At 49.3% G+C, this 18,027-nt stretch carries 13 protein-coding genes; all 13 read left to right on the top strand.

Annotation, left to right across the window (positions count from 1 at the left end; all coding sequences use genetic code 11):
- Positions 1-2: 2 nt before the first annotated feature.
- The 13 genes from MJ770_RS04510 (at position 3) to crcB (ending at position 17,409) form a co-directional block, all read left to right on the top strand.
- Entirely contained in the window at positions 3-1,025 is a 1,023-nt protein-coding gene (locus MJ770_RS04510; RefSeq protein ID WP_239250410.1) for an ATP-grasp domain-containing protein, read from the top strand.
- Complete coding sequence (locus MJ770_RS04515; protein ID WP_239250411.1) at positions 1,022-2,221, top strand: phosphoribosyltransferase domain-containing protein; 1,200 nt, start codon at positions 1,022-1,024, stop codon at positions 2,219-2,221. Before MJ770_RS04510 ends, MJ770_RS04515 begins: the two co-directional genes overlap by 4 nt.
- A complete protein-coding gene (locus MJ770_RS04520) occupies positions 2,199-2,951 on the top strand; it encodes an HAD hydrolase family protein (RefSeq protein WP_239250412.1) in 753 nt (250 codons plus the stop codon). Before MJ770_RS04515 ends, MJ770_RS04520 begins: the two co-directional genes overlap by 23 nt.
- On the top strand, positions 2,948-4,039 hold the full coding sequence (locus tag MJ770_RS04525) for a cysteine protease StiP family protein (RefSeq protein WP_239250413.1): 1,092 nt from the start codon (positions 2,948-2,950) through the stop codon (positions 4,037-4,039). The genes MJ770_RS04520 and MJ770_RS04525 overlap by 4 nt, the downstream gene beginning before the upstream one ends.
- Positions 4,032-4,982: an HpcH/HpaI aldolase/citrate lyase family protein gene (locus MJ770_RS04530; RefSeq protein WP_239250414.1), complete on the top strand. Its 951-nt coding sequence runs from the start codon at positions 4,032-4,034 to the stop codon at positions 4,980-4,982. Before MJ770_RS04525 ends, MJ770_RS04530 begins: the two co-directional genes overlap by 8 nt.
- Positions 4,982-6,193, top strand: coding sequence for a TerD family protein (locus MJ770_RS04535; protein WP_239250415.1), 1,212 nt, complete (start codon positions 4,982-4,984; stop codon positions 6,191-6,193). The genes MJ770_RS04530 and MJ770_RS04535 overlap by 1 nt, the downstream gene beginning before the upstream one ends.
- 412 nt (positions 6,194-6,605) lie before the next feature.
- Complete coding sequence (locus MJ770_RS04540) at positions 6,606-9,047, top strand: acyl-CoA dehydrogenase (RefSeq protein WP_239250416.1); 2,442 nt, start codon at positions 6,606-6,608, stop codon at positions 9,045-9,047.
- A gap of 363 nt (positions 9,048-9,410) precedes the next feature.
- Complete coding sequence (locus MJ770_RS04545; RefSeq protein ID WP_239250417.1) at positions 9,411-11,216, top strand: AMP-dependent synthetase/ligase; 1,806 nt, start codon at positions 9,411-9,413, stop codon at positions 11,214-11,216.
- A 124-nt stretch (positions 11,217-11,340) separates the two neighbouring features.
- Positions 11,341-11,742, top strand: coding sequence for an acyl-CoA thioesterase (locus MJ770_RS04550; RefSeq protein WP_239250418.1), 402 nt, complete (start codon positions 11,341-11,343; stop codon positions 11,740-11,742).
- Positions 11,743-11,861: 119 nt separating this feature from the next.
- Complete coding sequence (locus MJ770_RS04555) at positions 11,862-14,348, top strand: 3-hydroxyacyl-CoA dehydrogenase/enoyl-CoA hydratase family protein (RefSeq protein ID WP_239250419.1); 2,487 nt, start codon at positions 11,862-11,864, stop codon at positions 14,346-14,348.
- A 65-nt stretch (positions 14,349-14,413) separates the two neighbouring features.
- Complete coding sequence (locus MJ770_RS04560) at positions 14,414-15,613, top strand: acetyl-CoA C-acyltransferase (protein ID WP_239250420.1); 1,200 nt, start codon at positions 14,414-14,416, stop codon at positions 15,611-15,613.
- Positions 15,614-15,768: 155 nt separating this feature from the next.
- The gene (locus MJ770_RS04565) at positions 15,769-17,010 is read left to right on the top strand and encodes a hypothetical protein (protein WP_239250421.1); all 1,242 of its coding nucleotides are present in this window, start codon (positions 15,769-15,771) and stop codon (positions 17,008-17,010) included.
- A gap of 15 nt (positions 17,011-17,025) precedes the next feature.
- The gene (crcB, locus tag MJ770_RS04570; RefSeq protein WP_239250422.1) at positions 17,026-17,409 is read left to right on the top strand and encodes a fluoride efflux transporter CrcB; all 384 of its coding nucleotides are present in this window, start codon (positions 17,026-17,028) and stop codon (positions 17,407-17,409) included.
- The last annotated feature ends 618 nt before the right edge of the window (positions 17,410-18,027 follow it).

Raw genomic sequence — 18,027 nt, forward strand, 5'->3', positions numbered from 1 at the left:
TCATGCAGCGAGTCTGGTTTAATAAAACATTTTCATCCGTTGCCGCTGCAATCAGCCTCATTCGTGAGGCTGATGTTGTTGGTGACTATCATATTGTGTGTAGCAACACCAATCCGCATGCTCCGGGTTTTTTCTTTGCGCACGAATCATCCATTGAACCCAGTGGATTGAAAGGCAAAGACTATCTGGACTGGTGTCTTCATTTCTGCCGCGCGAACAACATCGACATTTTTGTGCCCGGCAAGGAAGCAAGTCTGGTCAGCGCAGCACGTGAACAATTTGCGACGCAAGGTACTCGAGTATTGTGTGCGGCGTTGCAGGAAGTGTTGCATCTACTGCATGACAAAGCACTTTTTTATCAATCGGTTGATTTAAAGCTCGCACCGCCTGCTGCGTTCCGCGTAGTTGAAGATGTCGAACAATTCGATGCCGCCTACCGTGAACTAAGAGATGCGCATAAAAAGTTGTGCGTCAAGCCTTCGGTATCTGTGTATGGCCTTGGCTTCAGCGTGGTCGATGAAGAGCGTTCCAGCGCGCAGTTGTTGCTTGATGGGATTCAGTACCACATCGGCCTGGATGATCTGAGGCGTGGATTTGCCACAATGAATGGCTTCCGTACAATGCTGGTAATGGAGTATTTGGATGGGCACGAATACAGTGTTGATTGCGTTGGTGATAATGGGCGGCTGATTTGCGCGGTTCCTCGTAAGAAAGCCAAAATGGCCGGTCAGGGGCAAATGATCGAGCTGCGTGATGACATTCTGGAAAGCACAAGACAACTTACCTCCACCTATGGATTGAACGGTGTATTCAATATTCAATTCCGTGAAGGCCAAAATGGAATTTGTCTGCTGGAGATTAATCCTCGCATGTCAGGCGGTCTTGCAATGGCGTGCCTTGCCGGCCCCAATCTGCCGTATCTGGCTTTGGTTGGATTCGATCGCGGTTTCGACGGTCTGCGTATACCGCCAATCCGTGCCGGTATACGCGTTGCAGAACTAGCGCGAGCAATGGAGCTTAAGTGAGCGCAGCAATCCAACAGTCGCAATTGTTACCAGCAGAAATGCGAACCGTCATGTTGCCGACCGGTCTGATGGAGGTTAAGGCCGACACTGGTCAGTTTAGCCTGGATGATTTGATTGGTTTTGCTGCACGTGCAAACGCCAAGCGCGGTTTTCTTTTTCTCAGTAAGGTATTAGGCAAGCATTGGCCGGTAACGCCGCAACTGATGCGCAAAATTCATGTTGATCTAGCTGCGAAGGTGCCAGTAGATTTGCCGGGCCCAGTGGTTTTCATCGCCATGGCAGAAACAGCGATCGGATTGGGGCAGGGCGTTTTTGAATCGTACAAGGCCGCGAATCCGGGTCGTGCAGCACTTTTTTTGCATACATCGCGCTACCAAGTTGGCGACACACCGATCATCGAGTTTGAAGAAGCACATAGCCACGCGCCGCGGCAGTTTCTGCATATGCCGGCTGATTCTGCTTTACAGGATCTTTTTCTTAACGCACGCTCGCTGGTGTTGGTCGATGATGAAGCCAGTACCGGCAACACTTTTCTGAATTTGACTGCAACGTGCTGCGCACTCAATTCGTCGATAGAACGCGTTCATCTGGCGACAATCACCAACTTTATGGGCCCGGCAGCCAATGACGCGTTGTCCCAGCGATTCGGTATTGATGTAACGATTAGCGCTGTGCTCAGCGGAGAATATACATTTACCGCCAGCGAATTTCAGCGTTCGGCGGCCGGTGAGGCCCAGTTGTTCGAAGAACATGCCGATCGCGGCGCAAGCGCTTCATTCGGCAGACTGGGCGTGGATCGTTCACTATCCGTGCCGATCGATTTGGCCGGCCGTCTGATCGCTACAATTTGCCCTGACGAGCGGGTACTAGTATTGGGCACTGGCGAATTCATGCACATGGCTTTTCTGTTGGGGCTTGGACTTGAGCAACTGGGCGTCAATGTCGTGCTGCAATCGACGACCCGTTCTCCCATTTTGAAAGGGGATGCCGTCAGCCATGTGTTGACCTTTCCAGACAATTATGGAGAAGGTGTAGCGAATTTTATTTATAACGTTGCACCCGGCCAGTATGATCACGTCTTTATTTGCCACGAGACGCCGGCTAACGCAGCGTTACATGAGCTCGCGCACATCGTCGGCGGTCGGCTGTTTCATTTTTTATCTGAGAATAATATTGAAGAAATTCCTGTTCGTTGACCTTGATGACACCCTGTTTCAAACGCCAGGCAAATGTTTGAAGGAAGAAGATTTGCGTCCTGTTGCGTATCTGAAAAATGGGGCGGCTTGCTCGTTCACAACCTCTCGTCAGCGTGCTTTTTTTGAACTGATGCACCGTGAAATGACGCTAATTCCGGCGACAGCGCGTAATCGTGATGCTTTAAGTAGAGTGGATTTACCGTTTTCCAGTTATGCCATTATTGATTATGGTGGCGTCATACTGGAGCCAGGCGGAACAGTCGATGCCATTTGGCTTGAAACGATGCGAATGGACATGGAGCGTGTTCAGGCCGGTTTGAGAGAAGCGATGCAGGTTATTGACGAGTACTCGGAAAGCGCAGGTATGAATGGTCGTGCACGCCTGATTGAAGATTGTTCGATCCCTTTCTATATAGTGGTCAAGGATCCTGAAAAAAAAGCTGAACGCCTCGAGCAAATAGAACGCGAGGCAGTCACTCCCTGGATTGCGACTGCCGGCAAGGATTTTTTCATCCACCGCAATGGGAACAATCTAGCGGTCTTGCCAAAAACCTTGAACAAGGCGCGCGCCGTAGAGTACTTGCGCAAGCGACTGGAAGTTGAACATGGCGAGATTATGACTCTGGGCATGGGCGACAGTGAATCGGATGCGCGTTTCATGGCCGCATGCGACTACGCGATTGTTCCGAGCAGAAGCCAACTCGCTGCACTGACGGTGGCAGCACTATGAGCTTTTACGGAAGTTATCGGCATGACGATGTTGTTTTTTTGCTGAAGCGTCTAGTGCAGCCACCGTTTGTCGATATTGCGCACAAGGAGGATTTGATTCAGTCAGGTGCGCGTCACTACAGTGAAATGTTGTCGCCGGAATTGTTGCCGTCAGAGCGCTACCTGAAGATATTCAAGGATGCCTACGCCGCTAATTGCAAACGGATGGCACAGGATTGTTTGTCGCTAGCGGCGTTAATCGCTGCGCGGCGTGCTGGCCCCATTACTTTGGTGTCGTTGGTGCGTGCAGGGACGCCGGTTGGTGTCATTCTCAAGCATCTGTTACGCAGAGTGATAGGTCGGCAAGTTGCCCACTTTTCGGTGTCCATTATTCGAGACCGCGGTATCGACGAAGTGGCGCTGCACCATATTCTGAACTTGGGCCATGCACCAGAGTCTATTGTGTTCATTGATGGCTGGACAGGTAAAGGCGTGATTTCACGCGTGCTCGAGCAGGCAGTGGGTGATTTCAATCAACGTAATGGTGTTGCGATCGATAGCGGTTTGTACGTGTTGTCAGATCTCGCTGGATCCGCAACTTGTGCGGCGTCGTGCGCCGACTACCTGATTCCATCCAGCATTTTGAATGCAACTGTATCTGGCTTGGTAAGCCGTTCGGTTCTGAACGAATCCGTTGGGCCAGGTGATTTTCATGGCTGTGTTTATTACGACGAGTTCGAACCGTACGATCAGTCGCGCGAATTTGCAGATGGATTGATTGCTGATGGTATCGCACAAGCTGATCGTAATGGCATACCAGAAGCGATGCCGATAGACCGCACGAAAGTAGCGGCTGTTTCTGCCGAATTCCTTCACACAACGATGGCGCTGCATGGTATCGTCGATGTGAATCTTGTAAAACCCGGTATCGGTGAAGCGACCCGCGTGTTGTTGCGCAGGGTGCCGCGTCTGTTGATTCTGCGTGATCCCGATGCGTTGGACGTCGCACATTTAAAGGTGCTCGCTACAGAGAAATCTGTCCCGCTGATTGTGGATGCAGATCTTCCTTACCAGGCTGTGTCGCTTATAAGGAGTACATTAGATGGCTAACAAAAAAATGCTTGGCGCCTCGCTGTACGTTCCTGCAACGCATAAGGATTTGCAGCAGATAGCCGATGGCGAATTGCTCGGTTATCTACGCTCAGTTATCTTTTGCACCGAAGATGCAATTACTGACAGTGAACTCAGTTACTCGCTGTTCAATTTATCGCTAGTGCTCCAGCAGATGATTGAGCGGCCAACCACAGAACGTTTTGTTCGTGTTCGCAACCCAGACGTGATGAAGCGCGTACTGGAGATGCCTGGCTCGGAGAAGTTGACCGGCTTCGTGTTACCCAAAACAACGCGTCATAATTTTGATGCTTATTTCAGGTTAGTACGGAAGACCAGCTTCATGTTGATGCCGACACTTGAGACTGCCGAGGTCTTTGACGAATCAGAGATGAAGATGTTTCTCCAATGCCTGGAAAAACCGGGGGTGCGTGATTACATTCTTGCGCTACGCATCGGTGGCAATGATTTGTTGGCGCTGTTGGGGATACGGCGGCCACGTAACATGACCATTTACAGGACGCCGCTTGGGCCGGTTATTTCAAAACTGGTAACGATATTTCGCCCCTACGGTTTTGTATTGACTGCACCGGTGTTTGAACATCTGGACAATCCGGAACTGCTGGCGCAGGAAGTGGAGGAAGATCTGGCACACGGCATGGTTGGCAAAACTGCAATTCATCCCAGCCAAATCGCGTTGATTGAGCAACAATACCGTGTTCAACGCACCGATGTCGAAGTAGCATTACGGATCATGGATGAAGCAAGTCCGGCAGTATTCAAAATGCATAATTCCATGTGTGAAGTTGCCACGCATCGGGCGTGGGCGCATGGCATTGCCGAGCAGGCACGAGCCTTTGGTATACATCATGCAGGTGACGAGATCAATGAAGTCACCGCTTTTATTTACAACAAACTCAACCAACATAAGGTTTTGACATAATGACTGATTTTACACGGGGACAAAAGGGAAAGTTGGCTGATATGGAATGTACGGGCGCATTTTCGATCGTACTGGACATTGCGGCGCAGGGTATGGATATCGATGTTGCTTGTTTCGGTCTGGATGCCAATGACAAACTATCCGATGATAAATACATGGTTTTCTTCAATCAGAAATCCTGTCCGGGTGGTGGAGTGGCACTGGAGATCAGCGGCGAAAAATCGGTATTCGCAACTGATGTATCCCGGTTACCGGAATCGATTCACAAGCTGGTTTTTGCAGCATCTATTGGTGGCGAAGGGACGATGCGTAAGTTAGGTTCGAGTTCGATGCGTCTCGGTAGTACGGTATTCAAGTTTTCGGGTTCCGATTTTCAGGATGAAAAAGCCATGATAATCGGTGAAATCTATAAGCGTGATGGTCAGTGGCGCTTTGGCGCAGTTGGTCAGGGATTCAACGGTGGATTGTCCATGCTTTTGAAGCATTTCGGCGGTGTTGAGGCAGAGAGTTCTCCGACACCAGCGCCTGCGCCCGAGCCAAAGAAAGTGTCTCTTTCCAAGATTACACTCGAAAAACGCGGCGACAAGGTCTCGCTTGAAAAAGCCAGTAGTCAAGGATTTGGGCGCATCCGCGTCAATCTGAACTGGAATCAGGCATCGCTTCCTAGCACTGAGCCTAAAAAGCCGAGCTTCCTCAATAAAATTATGGGCAATGCGCAGTCTCGATCAAGCGGCGGTATCGATCTGGATTTGGGGTGTATGTATCAAATGCTTGATGGCACTGCCGGTTGTGTACAGGCACTCGGCAAAAGTTGGGGGGATTTCAACAATCCACCTTTTGTTCATCTGGAAGGTGATGATCGTTCCGGTACCAACACTGACGGAGAAAATCTGTTTATTAACGGTGACCAGTTCAATAAGATTAAACGCATTTTGATATTCACGTTTATTTATGAAGGTGCACCGAATTGGGCAGTTACCAACGGCGTGGTCACGATCAATGCAACCGGTCAGGCACCGGTGGAAGTCAGGCTCGACAATGGAACTGATGCATCGATGTGTGCGATTGCGATGATTGAGAATAATGGGGGTAATCTTCAAGTGACGAAACTTGTCGAGTATTTCAATCATACAAGAAGCGAGAGTACGCACAAATTGATGAATGATCGCTACGAATTTGGACTAAGATTCAAATCGGGATCGAAGGATTGAACTGCTTCGCACTTAATGTAAGGCAACTATAAAATCCCATTTGCGAGCCGCGGCTGTGAGGCTTGCCTGCTTAATCCATTTCGTCGCAATGCGGCGTTACGCGAAAAAATTATCGCCTACATATAAACTATATGGCGCGCAGTAATTTTTTGACTCATCTCCTGTCTTGCCCGACAGCTTGTCGGACGACGTAAAGGAAATAGCCGCAAATTTGGCTGAACGGTGCCTATTTCATTGATTTGTATGGCAATAAATAAACCATTGCCTTACAAAATCGTCAAGTGGGATAAGCAGGCATTTCGCTGCAAGGTGAAAGCTAGCAAAACTACCCATCATTCAGCTAAATTTTCGCTACGATTCTTTGATCCGACAGGCTGCTAGAGGTTCTCTGAGAACAAGATAAAGGATTGTAATGGTAATATTGACTGTGCTGGTGATGCTGGCTGTAATGGTTTTGTTGGCTTTTTTTCGATCCTCCATCTGGGGATGGTTGTTGGCGATTGTAGTCTTCGTATTCATCATTGCTATCCAAAGCAAACTTTCTGCTGATCTGTTTCAAGTTGCCACTATTTCGCTGGCCGTGATTGTTGCGGTGCTGGGCATTCCATTTCTGCGTCGCCTGTTGGTGAGCAGTCGAATTCTAAAAATTTTCCGCAAGACACTTCCACATATTTCGCAAACTGAGCAGGAGGCACTTGATGCGGGTACAGTCTGGTGGGACGGTGATCTCTTCAGTGGCCATCCGAACTGGCGCAAGTTATTAAATTATCCCAAGCCGACACTCAGTGCAGCAGAGCAAGCCTTTCTCAATAATGAAACCGAGACTTTGTGCGCCATGTTGGATGACTGGGACATTACACATGTGCGTCAGGATTTGCCGCGGCAGGTATGGCAATACATTAAAGACAACGGATTTTTTGGCATGATTATTCCCAAAGAATACGGTGGTCTGGGATTTTCTGCTCTGGCGCATTCTGCTGTGGTGGCTAAGCTTGCTTCGCGAAGCATTACTGCATCCGTAACCGTTATGGTGCCGAATTCATTGGGCCCAGCTGAGTTACTCGTGCGCTATGGCACGTCTAAGCAAAAAGACAAATATCTGCGCAGATTGGCACAGGGCAAAGAGGTACCGTGTTTTGCCTTGACTGGTCCATCAGCCGGCTCCGATGCAGGGTCGATTCCTGATTATGGCATCGTGTGCTACGACAAATTTAACGGGCAATCAAATGTGCTCGGTATGCGCGTAACGTGGGAAAAACGTTACATTACTTTGGCACCAGTAGCGACGTTGCTTGGCCTCGCATTTAAGTTGCATGATCCGGATGGACTGCTTGACGAGAGAACAAAACTCGGTATTACCCTTGCGTTAATCCCTGTTGATACACCAGGCGTGCAGATAGGACGCCGTCATTTTCCACTCAACTCTGCATTTCAGAATGGTCCCACTTCGGGCCAGGATGTGTTCATCCCAATGGAGTATATTATTGGAGGGGTGGATCGTATCGGGCAGGGCTGGCGCATGCTAATGGAATGCTTGGCAGCGGGGCGATCGATCTCGTTGCCGGCCAGTGCAACGGGTGGAGTGAAACTGGCGGTGCGAACTTGTGGTGCATATAGCCGAGTGCGCAAACAGTTCAAGCTTCCTATTGGTAAATTTGAAGGCGTGGAAGAGGCACTGACGCGAATTGGCGGCAACGCATATATGATGGACGCGGCACGCACGCTAACGGCAGTAGCAGTGGACATGGGTGAAAAACCGTCTGTAATTTCTGCCATCGTTAAGTATCATTGTACCGAGCGGGCGCGCGCAGTTGTAAATGATGCGATGGACGTGCATGGTGGTAAGGCGATTTGCCTCGGACCAAGCAACTACTTGGGGCGCGCCCACCAGCAGAATCCCATCGCGATTACAGTTGAAGGCGCGAATGTTTTGACACGTAGCTTACTCATTTTTGGGCAGGGTGCGATTCGTTCTCACCCTTATGTACTTAAGGAAATTCAAGCAGCGCAAGATAGTGATGCGCAGCGTGCACTATGCAGTTTTGATGCTGCTCTGCTTGGCCACATCAGTTTTACCTTGAGCAATGCGATGCGCGCTTGTTTGTTTGGTCTTGTTGGCGGACGCGGTCTTTCGGTTCCCGCAGGCAAGGAAACACAACGTTATTATCAGGAATTGACACGATGTTCTGCTGCATTTGCGCTGGCGGCAGATGTGTCAATGCTGGTGCTAGGTGGAAATCTTAAGCGTCGCGAGAAAATTTCTGCCCGGCTGGGCGATATACTGAGCCAGTTATACTTGTGCTCGGCCACACTTAAACGCTTTGAAGATGATGGCCGTCCCACTGATGATCTGCCGCTGCTGGACTGGGCGTTGCAAGATGCTCTATACAGGATACAGGTCGCGTTTGACGGCGTGCTGGAAAACTTTCCCAGGCGTTTTTCTGCACTGCTTTTACGTATGCTTATTTTTCCGAGGGGAAAATATCTGACACCACCATCGGATGAGCTGGGACATCAAGTGTCAGTGCTGTTACAGCAACCAGGTGCAGTGCGTGACCGCCTCACAGCGGGTATGTATTTGCCCCGTGATGAGAATGATGCGGTTGGTGCACTGGAAGCTGCGTTACACAGTACGTTGCAGTGCGATGCCGTGCATGCAAAAGTGAACGCGGCCCAAAAATCCGGTCAGGTCACAGCTCTGACCGAGTTGATGTGTATTGCAGAAGCACATCGCAAAAAGGTTATCACTGCTGAAGAAGTTCGGATGCTGGAACGTGACTATGCGTTACAACGCAAGGTCATTATGGTGGATGATTTTGCACCGGATCAACTGGTGGGCACTTTTAATAATTAAATTTCTAAGCAAGACTAGCAGCCTGTCGAACTTAAAGAATCTTAGCGATATTTAAGCTGCGCGAGGATATATTTTGTGAACTTTCATCTTGCGGTGAAATGTCTGCTTTTCTCACTTGACGACTTTGCAGGGTAATCGTTGTCCTATGGCAAAATAAAGCGGAAAAATAGTCACCGTACAGTTCAATTTGCAGCAGATTTTCTTTAAATCCGACAGTCTGCTAAACACAAGAAAAAATTGAGCGAAGCATATTATTCATATGTAAGCGAAATTTTTGATTAACTCCAAATTGCGATGTAATTTGGAGTTTAGATGTACCTGATGGCGGGGGCGAGTATAGTTTGAATGATAGTGGGGGTAATCATGCCGGGTAGTCAAGAGCACATTATTACGCCGCAACAGGCAATAACTTTGCATGGGTTGTTTGTTGAGCGTGTGAAACGTACGCCTGAGGCCATTGCCTATCGATACTTTGATTCGACCAATAATTCCTGGCTATCAATGACATGGGTGCAGGCACGCGATCAAGCGGCGCGATGGCAAGCAGCACTGATGCGTGAAGGGTTGGTAGCGGGTGACCGCGTCGGCATCATGTTGCCAAACTGCCCACAATGGGTATTGTTCGATCAGGCAGCCTTGTCGCTCGGGCTTGTTGTAGTGCCGCTATACTCTGAGGATAGGCAGGATAGCGTGGCCTATATCATCAACGATGCAGGTGTAAAGGTGCTGCTGTTTAATAATTCAATACAATGGCAAGAGTTGCGCAGCGTGTGTGCGCAACTGCCATGTATGCAGCGCATGATCAGCCTGGACAAAATAGTCGGACATGATGAAGCACGCTTGCTATGTGCTGAAGAGTGGCTGCCCGCGCATGCGACTTTGGTCGATGAACGAGGGCACGAGCGAGATGCTCTGGCCACGATTATGTACACCTCGGGTACGACGGGCCGTCCTAAGGGAGTGATGCTGTCGCACTACAATATTTTGTTTGACGCCCATGCAGCCTTACTGGTCGGCCCTGTTGCCGGAACGGACACTATGCTGTCTTTTTTGCCGCTTTCTCATGCCTTTGAGCGGACGGTGGGTTATTACATCTGCGTGATGGCAGGTGCCACGGTTGCCTATGCGCGTTCCGTTTCGTTGTTGTCGGAAGATTTGCAAATCATTCGTCCAACTATTTTGGTTTCTGTGCCTCGCATTTTCGAGCGTATCTACGGAGCGATTCGCGCCAAGCTGGAAGAAGCGTCTCCATTGCGGCGCAAGTTATTCGCTTTGGCGATCAATGTAGGGTGGCGCCGTTTTGAGCACGACCAGGGACGTGCTGGTTGGCACCTAATATTACTGCTATGGCCACTGCTTTATCACTTGGTTGCAAACAAGGTTATGGCGCGTTTGGGCGGACGACTCCGTATGACTTTGTGTGGTGGAGCGGCCTTGCAGCTGGAAGTCTCACGAGTATTTATTGCACTTGGCTTGCCTATTTTGCAAGGCTATGGCTTGACCGAGACCAGTCCGATTGTTAGCGCTAATAGCTTGAACAACAATTTTCCATCCAGTATCGGTCTTCCTCTGCCGGGTGTGGAGGTGCGCATCAGCGAACAGGGTACATTGCTGATTAAAGGGCCGAATGTAATGTTAGGTTACTGGAATAATACCGAGGCTACTCGTGCCATGATTGATGCGGATGGCTGGTTGGACAGTGGCGATATTGCCTCTATTAGTGAGTCAGGACAGATCACTATCACGGGGCGTTTGAAAGAAATTATCGTGATGTCTAACGGTGAAAAAATTTCTTCGGCGGACATGGAGCAGGCCATTCTGCGTGATCGTTTGTTCGATTTGGTAATGGTGTATGGCGAAGGTCGTCCCTACCTTGTCGTGCTGGCAGTAGTTAATCCGTCAGGCTGGGCAATCTTCGCACAGGAAGCCGGGGTGAGTCCGAAACTGCCGGAATCGTTGTGCAATGCCCATCTCGAGGAACAGGTATTGCAGCGTATCGCAGATCAGACGAAAGAATTTCCGGGGTATGCCAATGTTCACCGGGTATTACTGCTGGTCGATCCGTGGAGTGTAGATAACGGACTGTTGACACACACCCTGAAGGTCAAACGTAAATTTGTAGTGGAGCGCTTTGCTAAAGAAATTGAACAGCTTTATCAAGGGCATTGAAGTGTGCCTCAAAAAATTCATTGTCTAAGCAAGACGCGGCAATATGTTTGCCATATTAGCGATAAATATTTTCGAGTGATGCAGTATTGTTACGCAAATTTGAAATGTATGAGGTGACCTGAATATGGATGAGCCCGCGTTGCTCCTCTTGCCACAACGTGAACCTACACTGCGTATGGTAGCCATGCCATCCGACTGTAATTACACCGGCGATGTGTTTGGCGGTTGGGTGATGGCGCAAGTAGACATCGCTGGAAGCATTCCCGCCCTCATTCGTGCACGCGGACGCGTGGTGACAGTTGCGGTAAATTCATTTGTATTCAAACAGCCGTTGTTTATGGGCGACGTGGTGAGCTTTTATGCTGAACTTGTCAAAGTAGGGCGCACCTCCCTCACCGTCAAGGTCGAGGTGTTTGTGCAGCGCGATCCGATTAAACCGACCTGTGTCAAGGTAACTGAGGCTCTGTTGACCTATGTCGCAGTGGGGGAGGACCGCAGGCCACGTGTTGTGCCACCAGACGAATGAGTGCATTATTTTGCTGCATCGATAGCAAAGTTGGTTAAGACGTATTCAAATAGCTTTTAAAGCTCGAGCGGGAAATGTAAGACTCGTGCCTTCTTTGATTTGATTTTTGGAAATGGATTATGCTTAAGAATTTTAATATACGTAGGGTCGCTGTATTGGGCGCAGGAGTAATGGGTGCACAGATTGCCGCACATCTGGTCAACGCCAATGTGGAAACGCTACTATTCGAGTTGCCTGCCAAAGAGGGTGATCCAAATGGCAATGCAGCCAAAGCATTAGAAAGCTTGAAGAAGCTCGAACCTAGTCCATTGACATCACTCACCAAGCTGACCTGTATTCAGCCTGCAAATTACGAGCAACACCTCGAATTGTTACGTGGTTGTGATCTGGTAATAGAAGCGATTGCGGAGCGAATTGACTGGAAGTCAGATCTGTACCGCAAGGTCGCACCCTATCTTGGCGCAGATTGCATTTTCGCCAGTAACACTTCTGGGTTGTCTATCAACGAGTTGGCTCAGGCGTTTCCAAAAGCACAGCGTGATCGGTTTTGTGGAATTCACTTCTTTAATCCGCCGCGCTACATGCATCTGGTTGAGTTGATTTCCTGTGTCGACACCGATGCTACGATGCTGGACAGATTGGAAGCGTTCCTTGTCTCTACGCTGGGCAAAGGCGTGGTGCGCGCCAAGGATACGCCCAATTTTATTGCCAACCGCATAGGTGTGTTTTCTCTGTTGGCTACGATGCATCATGCGCAGGGCTTCGGGCTGAATTTCGATACTGTGGATGCCTTGACCGGCCGCTACCTGGGGCGCCCTAAAAGCGCTACTTTCCGCACACTGGATGTGGTTGGGCTGGACGTGTTCGCACATGTGGTCGACACCATGCACAATAATCTTGCAGACGATCCTTGGCACGCATATTTCACGCTGCCGGACTGGCTCGGTAAGCTGATAGAGGAAGGCTCGCTGGGGCAGAAAGCCAAACGCGGTGTGTATCAGAAAGAGGATAAAAAAATTCATGTTTTTGATCTGAATTTGCAGGTATATCGTCTGTCGGAAGATAAAATTGATGATGAAGTAAAAGACATACTACGCGAACATGATTGGGCGAAAAAACTTGCCGCCTTGCATGCTAGCGGTCGTCCGCAAGCGCAGTTTCTGTGGGCGATGTTTCGTGACTTGTTTCATTATTGCGCAGTACATTTGGAAGGCATCGCCAACAATGCGCGAGATCTGGATTTCGCCATGCGCTGGGGTTTTGGCTGGGATAATGGACCGTTCGAAATTTGGCAGACAGCAGGTTGGCAACAGGTAGTGGCTTGGCTTGACGAGGATATTACGGCGGGTTGGGCAATGTCGTCAGTACCTTTACCAGACTGGGTAACTGATGTAACGCGTAATGAGGTTCATGGCGCACAGGGCTCATACTCGCCGGGCAGTAATCAGTATCAAACCCGCTCTACGTTGCCGGTATACCGCCGTCAGGCGTTTCCAGACCGATTGCTCGGTGATACAACCCACTATGGCGAAACAATTTTCGAGACCGAAACGGTACGAATGTGGCACACCGGTAACGATATTGCCATCCTGAGCTTTAAATCCAAGATGCATATTATCAGTAGCGATTTGCTGGATGGCATTTTGCGCGCGTTGGACGAAGCCGAAGAAAATTGGCTTGCACTGATTATTTGGCAGACCGAACCAACATTTTCTGCCGGTGCCGATTTACTGCAGCTGATGCAGGGGGTGCAAACAGTTGACGAAGAACAACCCGGTAGCTTATTCGGCAAGTTTAAAGGCGCGATGCAGCGCGTCAAATACACCGTGGCGGGCGGCGGTGGATTAAGCAAGATCGTCAATGCGGCAACCGGCAATGTGCCGCGTGTAGAAGACGTTATCATCAAATTTCAACGGGTTTCACAGCGCTTGAAATATGCGCAGGTGCCAACTATTGCAGCGGTAGATGGTCTCGCACTGGGCGGAGGCTGTGAAATTTCGATACATTGCACACGCATTGTTGCTGTGATGGAAAGTTATATTGGGCTGGTAGAAGTCGGCGTTGGACTGCTACCTTCTGGAGGCGGCTGCAAAGAAATGGCGCAACGCGCGGCGGCGGAAGCAAAAGGCGCTGATATTTTTCCGTTCCTGCGCCGCTATTTTCAGAATATCGCCATGGGCGAAGTATCCAAGAGCGCAGAGCTGGCGCGAGAGATGGGCTATTTGCGAGCCTCGGATCGCATCGTGATGAATCACTTTGAATTGCTGCATGTAGCCAAACAAGAAGCGTTGGCACTGATAGCCACGGACTATCGCCCACCCATGACACAACGTCAGATTCCGGTGGCGGGCAGGGCGGGCATTGCCTCCTTAAAGGCGTCTATGGTGAACATGCTGGAAGGGGAATTAATCTCGGAGCATGATTACAATATTGGTTGCCGAGTGGCCGAGGTAATGTGTGGTGGAGACTTGGAAGTTGGCAGCTTGGTTGATGAGCAATGGTTTCTTGATCTGGAGCGGCGCAATTTTCTTGAGTTGCTGGCAATGGACAAGACGCAGAAACGCATTGAGTACATGCTGAGAAATGGCAAGCCATTGCGGAATTAATCTTTCTGCCCTAATCCAACCTTCCTTAAATCTAGGGTAAAGGTGGTCGTCAAAAGGAGTAACTTATGTCTAAACAAATTCAGGAAGCTTATATCGTAGCCGCCACTCGCACCCCAGTGGGTAAGGCGCCGCGAGGTATGTTTCGCAATACTCGACCAGACGATCTGCTGGTGCACGTTCTTAAAAGTGTGATGGGACAATGTCCCTCACTTGACCCTGCCGCAGTAGACGATGTCATCGCTGGCTGTGCCATGCCGGAAGCTGAACAGGGTATGAACGTATCGCGAATTGCATTGCTGCTGGCGGGCTTGCCAAATTCTGTGCCTGGCCTGACCGTTAACCGCTTCTGTGCTTCAGGATTGCAGGCTGTAGCGCTTGCGGCAGACCGAATTCGTCTCGGTGAAGCTGACGTGATGATAGCGGCAGGTACCGAGAGCATGAGTATGGTGCCGATGACGGGGAATAAAATTGCGATGAACCCTGCCATTTTTGCGCACGATGAGAGTGTCGCCATCGCTTTTGGTATGGGGGTGACTGCGGAAAAGGTGGCAGAGCGCTGGGAGATAAGCCGGGAAGCACAGGATGCCTTCGCTTACGAAAGCCATCGTCGCGCCTTGCAAGCTATTACGAATAATGAATTTCAGGAAGAAATATCGCCGTATCAAATTCAAAACCATGTTCCGGATTTATTACGTCGTGAATCGAGCGTGCTTACAAGCTTGGTGGAGCAAGATGAAGGCCCTCGTGCCGACACTTCGCTGGAAGCACTGGCTAAACTCAAAACTGTGTTTGCGAAGTATGGCTCGGTTACCGCTGGCAATAGTTCGCAGATGTCGGATGGCGCGGGTGCAGTGTTGCTGGTCAGCGAGACTGCACTAAAGCGTTACAATTTAACGCCTATAGGAAAATTTCTCGGTTTTGCGGTGGCGGGTGTGCCACCAGAAATTATGGGTATTGGTCCGAAAGAAGCCATTCCGCGTGTGCTGCGTCAAGTCGGTTTGCAATTGGACGACATCGGCTGGATCGAACTCAACGAAGCTTTTGCCGCGCAATCACTGGCAGTAATACAAGAGCTCGCACTAGATCCTGCTAAAGTAAATCCACTGGGTGGGGCGATAGCCTTGGGCCACCCACTGGGTGCCACTGGCGCAATCCGCACTGCTACCTTGCTGCATGGGTTGCGCAGGCGCAATCAGAAATACGGCATGGTTACCATGTGTATTGGTACCGGCATGGGGGCTGCGGGAATTTTCGAGGCACTTTAGCCCGGACGATTCGAAAATTAGCATGCTCTTGTTGCTTAACCGGAGTATCAATAACAACATAGCGCCTTCGAAAATCCCCTGTAAGCTAGATTCCTGCGCAATTGAAATTGTGGGCCCCATATGTAACATACTGGCTAGGAAAGTGAAATTATTCTGTGAGTATTGAAACTGCCAAAGAAAAAAACAACGATTGTCATTCGGCCATTGTGGATCGTAGTGCGCTGGAACACACCTTGCATGAGCAGGGCGAGGATTGGCACCAGGATATCAATGCGCGTTGTCCCCACCTGTTCGCTGCCGTCTCTTTGTTTATTTCCAGTAAAGAGATGGAACAAATGCACGCAGTCATTGAGGCTATCAACCAGGTTGTAAAGCTATCTGTATGGCGCGATGCTGTATTGCAGTACACACCAGCCATCGCTCAATATATCCCTCGTGCCAAAGGTGTTTTTTTCGGCTACGACTTTCATCTAAATGCCGAAGGTGCGCATCTCATTGAGATCAACACTAACGCAGGTGGTGCCCTATTCAATGCGTTAGAGTTGTACAGTCAGCGTAACGTAGCTGCGCTGGGCAAGCCTGCGGCGATTGACAATTTGGAGCAGGTCTTTCTCGATATGTTTCGTAATGAATGGCGTTTAGAGCGAGGCGATGCGCCGTTGCAAACCATCGTCATCGTGGATGAGCAGCCATTCGAACAATATTATTTTCCTGAATTTGTACTGATGCAGAAAATATTTGAACGTGCGGGCATTGCAGCGTTCATTGCAGACCCGTCTGAGCTGGAGGCGCGTACGGATGGCCTCTATCTCCATGAACGCAAAGTCGATCTGATTTACAACCGTCTGACCGATTTTTTCTTACAACAACACAGTGTTATAAGTACTGCTTATCAGCGTAATCAGGTAGTACTCACGCCGCACCCTCATGGTTATGCGTTATATGCAGACAAGCGCAATCTTGCCCTCTTCACTGCACCAGACAGCTTACTCGGGATGGGTGTGGCAGAGACGACTATTGCCACTTTAAGCAAGGGCATACCGCAGACTATGCTAGCGGACGCACAATCGCATGATGAATGGAGACAGCAGCGCAAGCAGTGGTTCTTCAAACCCGCCACCGGTTATGGTGGCAAGGGCACCTATCGTGGTGCCAATATTACGAAGCGAGTACTCGCTGAAATCTTAGAGGGTGGCTATATTGCCCAGCGCATGGCACCTCCCGGTGAACGCATGGTATGCCCTGAAGGTGAGGAGTCGGTTGCGCTTAAATCTGACGTGCGTTGCTATGTTTATGATGGCCAGGTGCAGCTTATTGCCACGCGCTTGTATCAAGGGCAAACCACCAACTTCCGCACAGTGGGCGGTGGTTTCGCGCCAGTCCGTGTTATCGATTAGAATGAGATTGCGAGCATGACACTCTATGCCTTCATAGCAGTTGGCCTGGGTGCAGCCATCGGTGCATGGCTGCGCTGGGGGCTGGGACTATGGCTTAATCCCGCTCTCCCAGAACTGGTGTTAGGTACACTTTGCGCAAACCTGATCGGAGGCTATCTCATTGGCATTGCTGTGGCGTTTCTTTTACAGCAACCAGCGCTGCCGCCCGAATGGCGTTTATTCGTTATAACTGGTTTTCTTGGCGGATTAACTACCTTTTCTACCTTCTCTGCTGAAACCGTCACTTTGCTAGCTCGCGGGCAATACGCCTGGAGTGTTGCAATTATTGCCGCTCATCTAGGTGGCTCATTGCTGATGACTGTGCTAGGTATGCAGACCTTTAAGTGGTTGCATCAATAAGTGGCCAGGTGCATGATATTTGCATTCAATGAGCGTGCCCATTCCATTCATGAAATCGTAAAGACAGCTATGGGAAATAGTTACCAGACATTTGATGATCTTAAATACGTTTGCTTGCTGCCACGCATCCGTTGATAGACAGCCTGAGGCAGTGAAAGACAAAACTACCAAGCTAATCTGACGTATTGAATTTTCACGAGTAACTAAACTGACGGCACATGGAGGTGATGGGAAAACGTGGTATACAAATATAAATAGAACTAACTATCTGATATTAAATGTGTATGCGTGCTCTGTAAAATAGCCAGGCAATATGTTGAAATATTTTACAGTTTTATAGATGAATCTTAATAATAGCCAAGTTATATGTCGAAATTCTTTACAATTCTATAGATGATTCTTAGATTTGTCGGAGTCTATATATCAATTAAATATTGATTAATATAATAAAATTTATAATAGGCATGAATTTTGCTGCGTTTGCTGTGCTTCAAGCTAATATTGAGGAGTATGAGGCTTTGCAAATATTAAATTTATAAGGAGTGAATATAATGAAAATTACTAATAAGGGGCACCTCGAAAAACCCATTCTCATGAAGCACTTTTGATAAAATTCAC

Source organism: Candidatus Nitrotoga sp. M5, assembly GCF_927904885.1.
Taxonomy (GTDB): Bacteria; Pseudomonadota; Gammaproteobacteria; order Burkholderiales; family Gallionellaceae; genus Nitrotoga.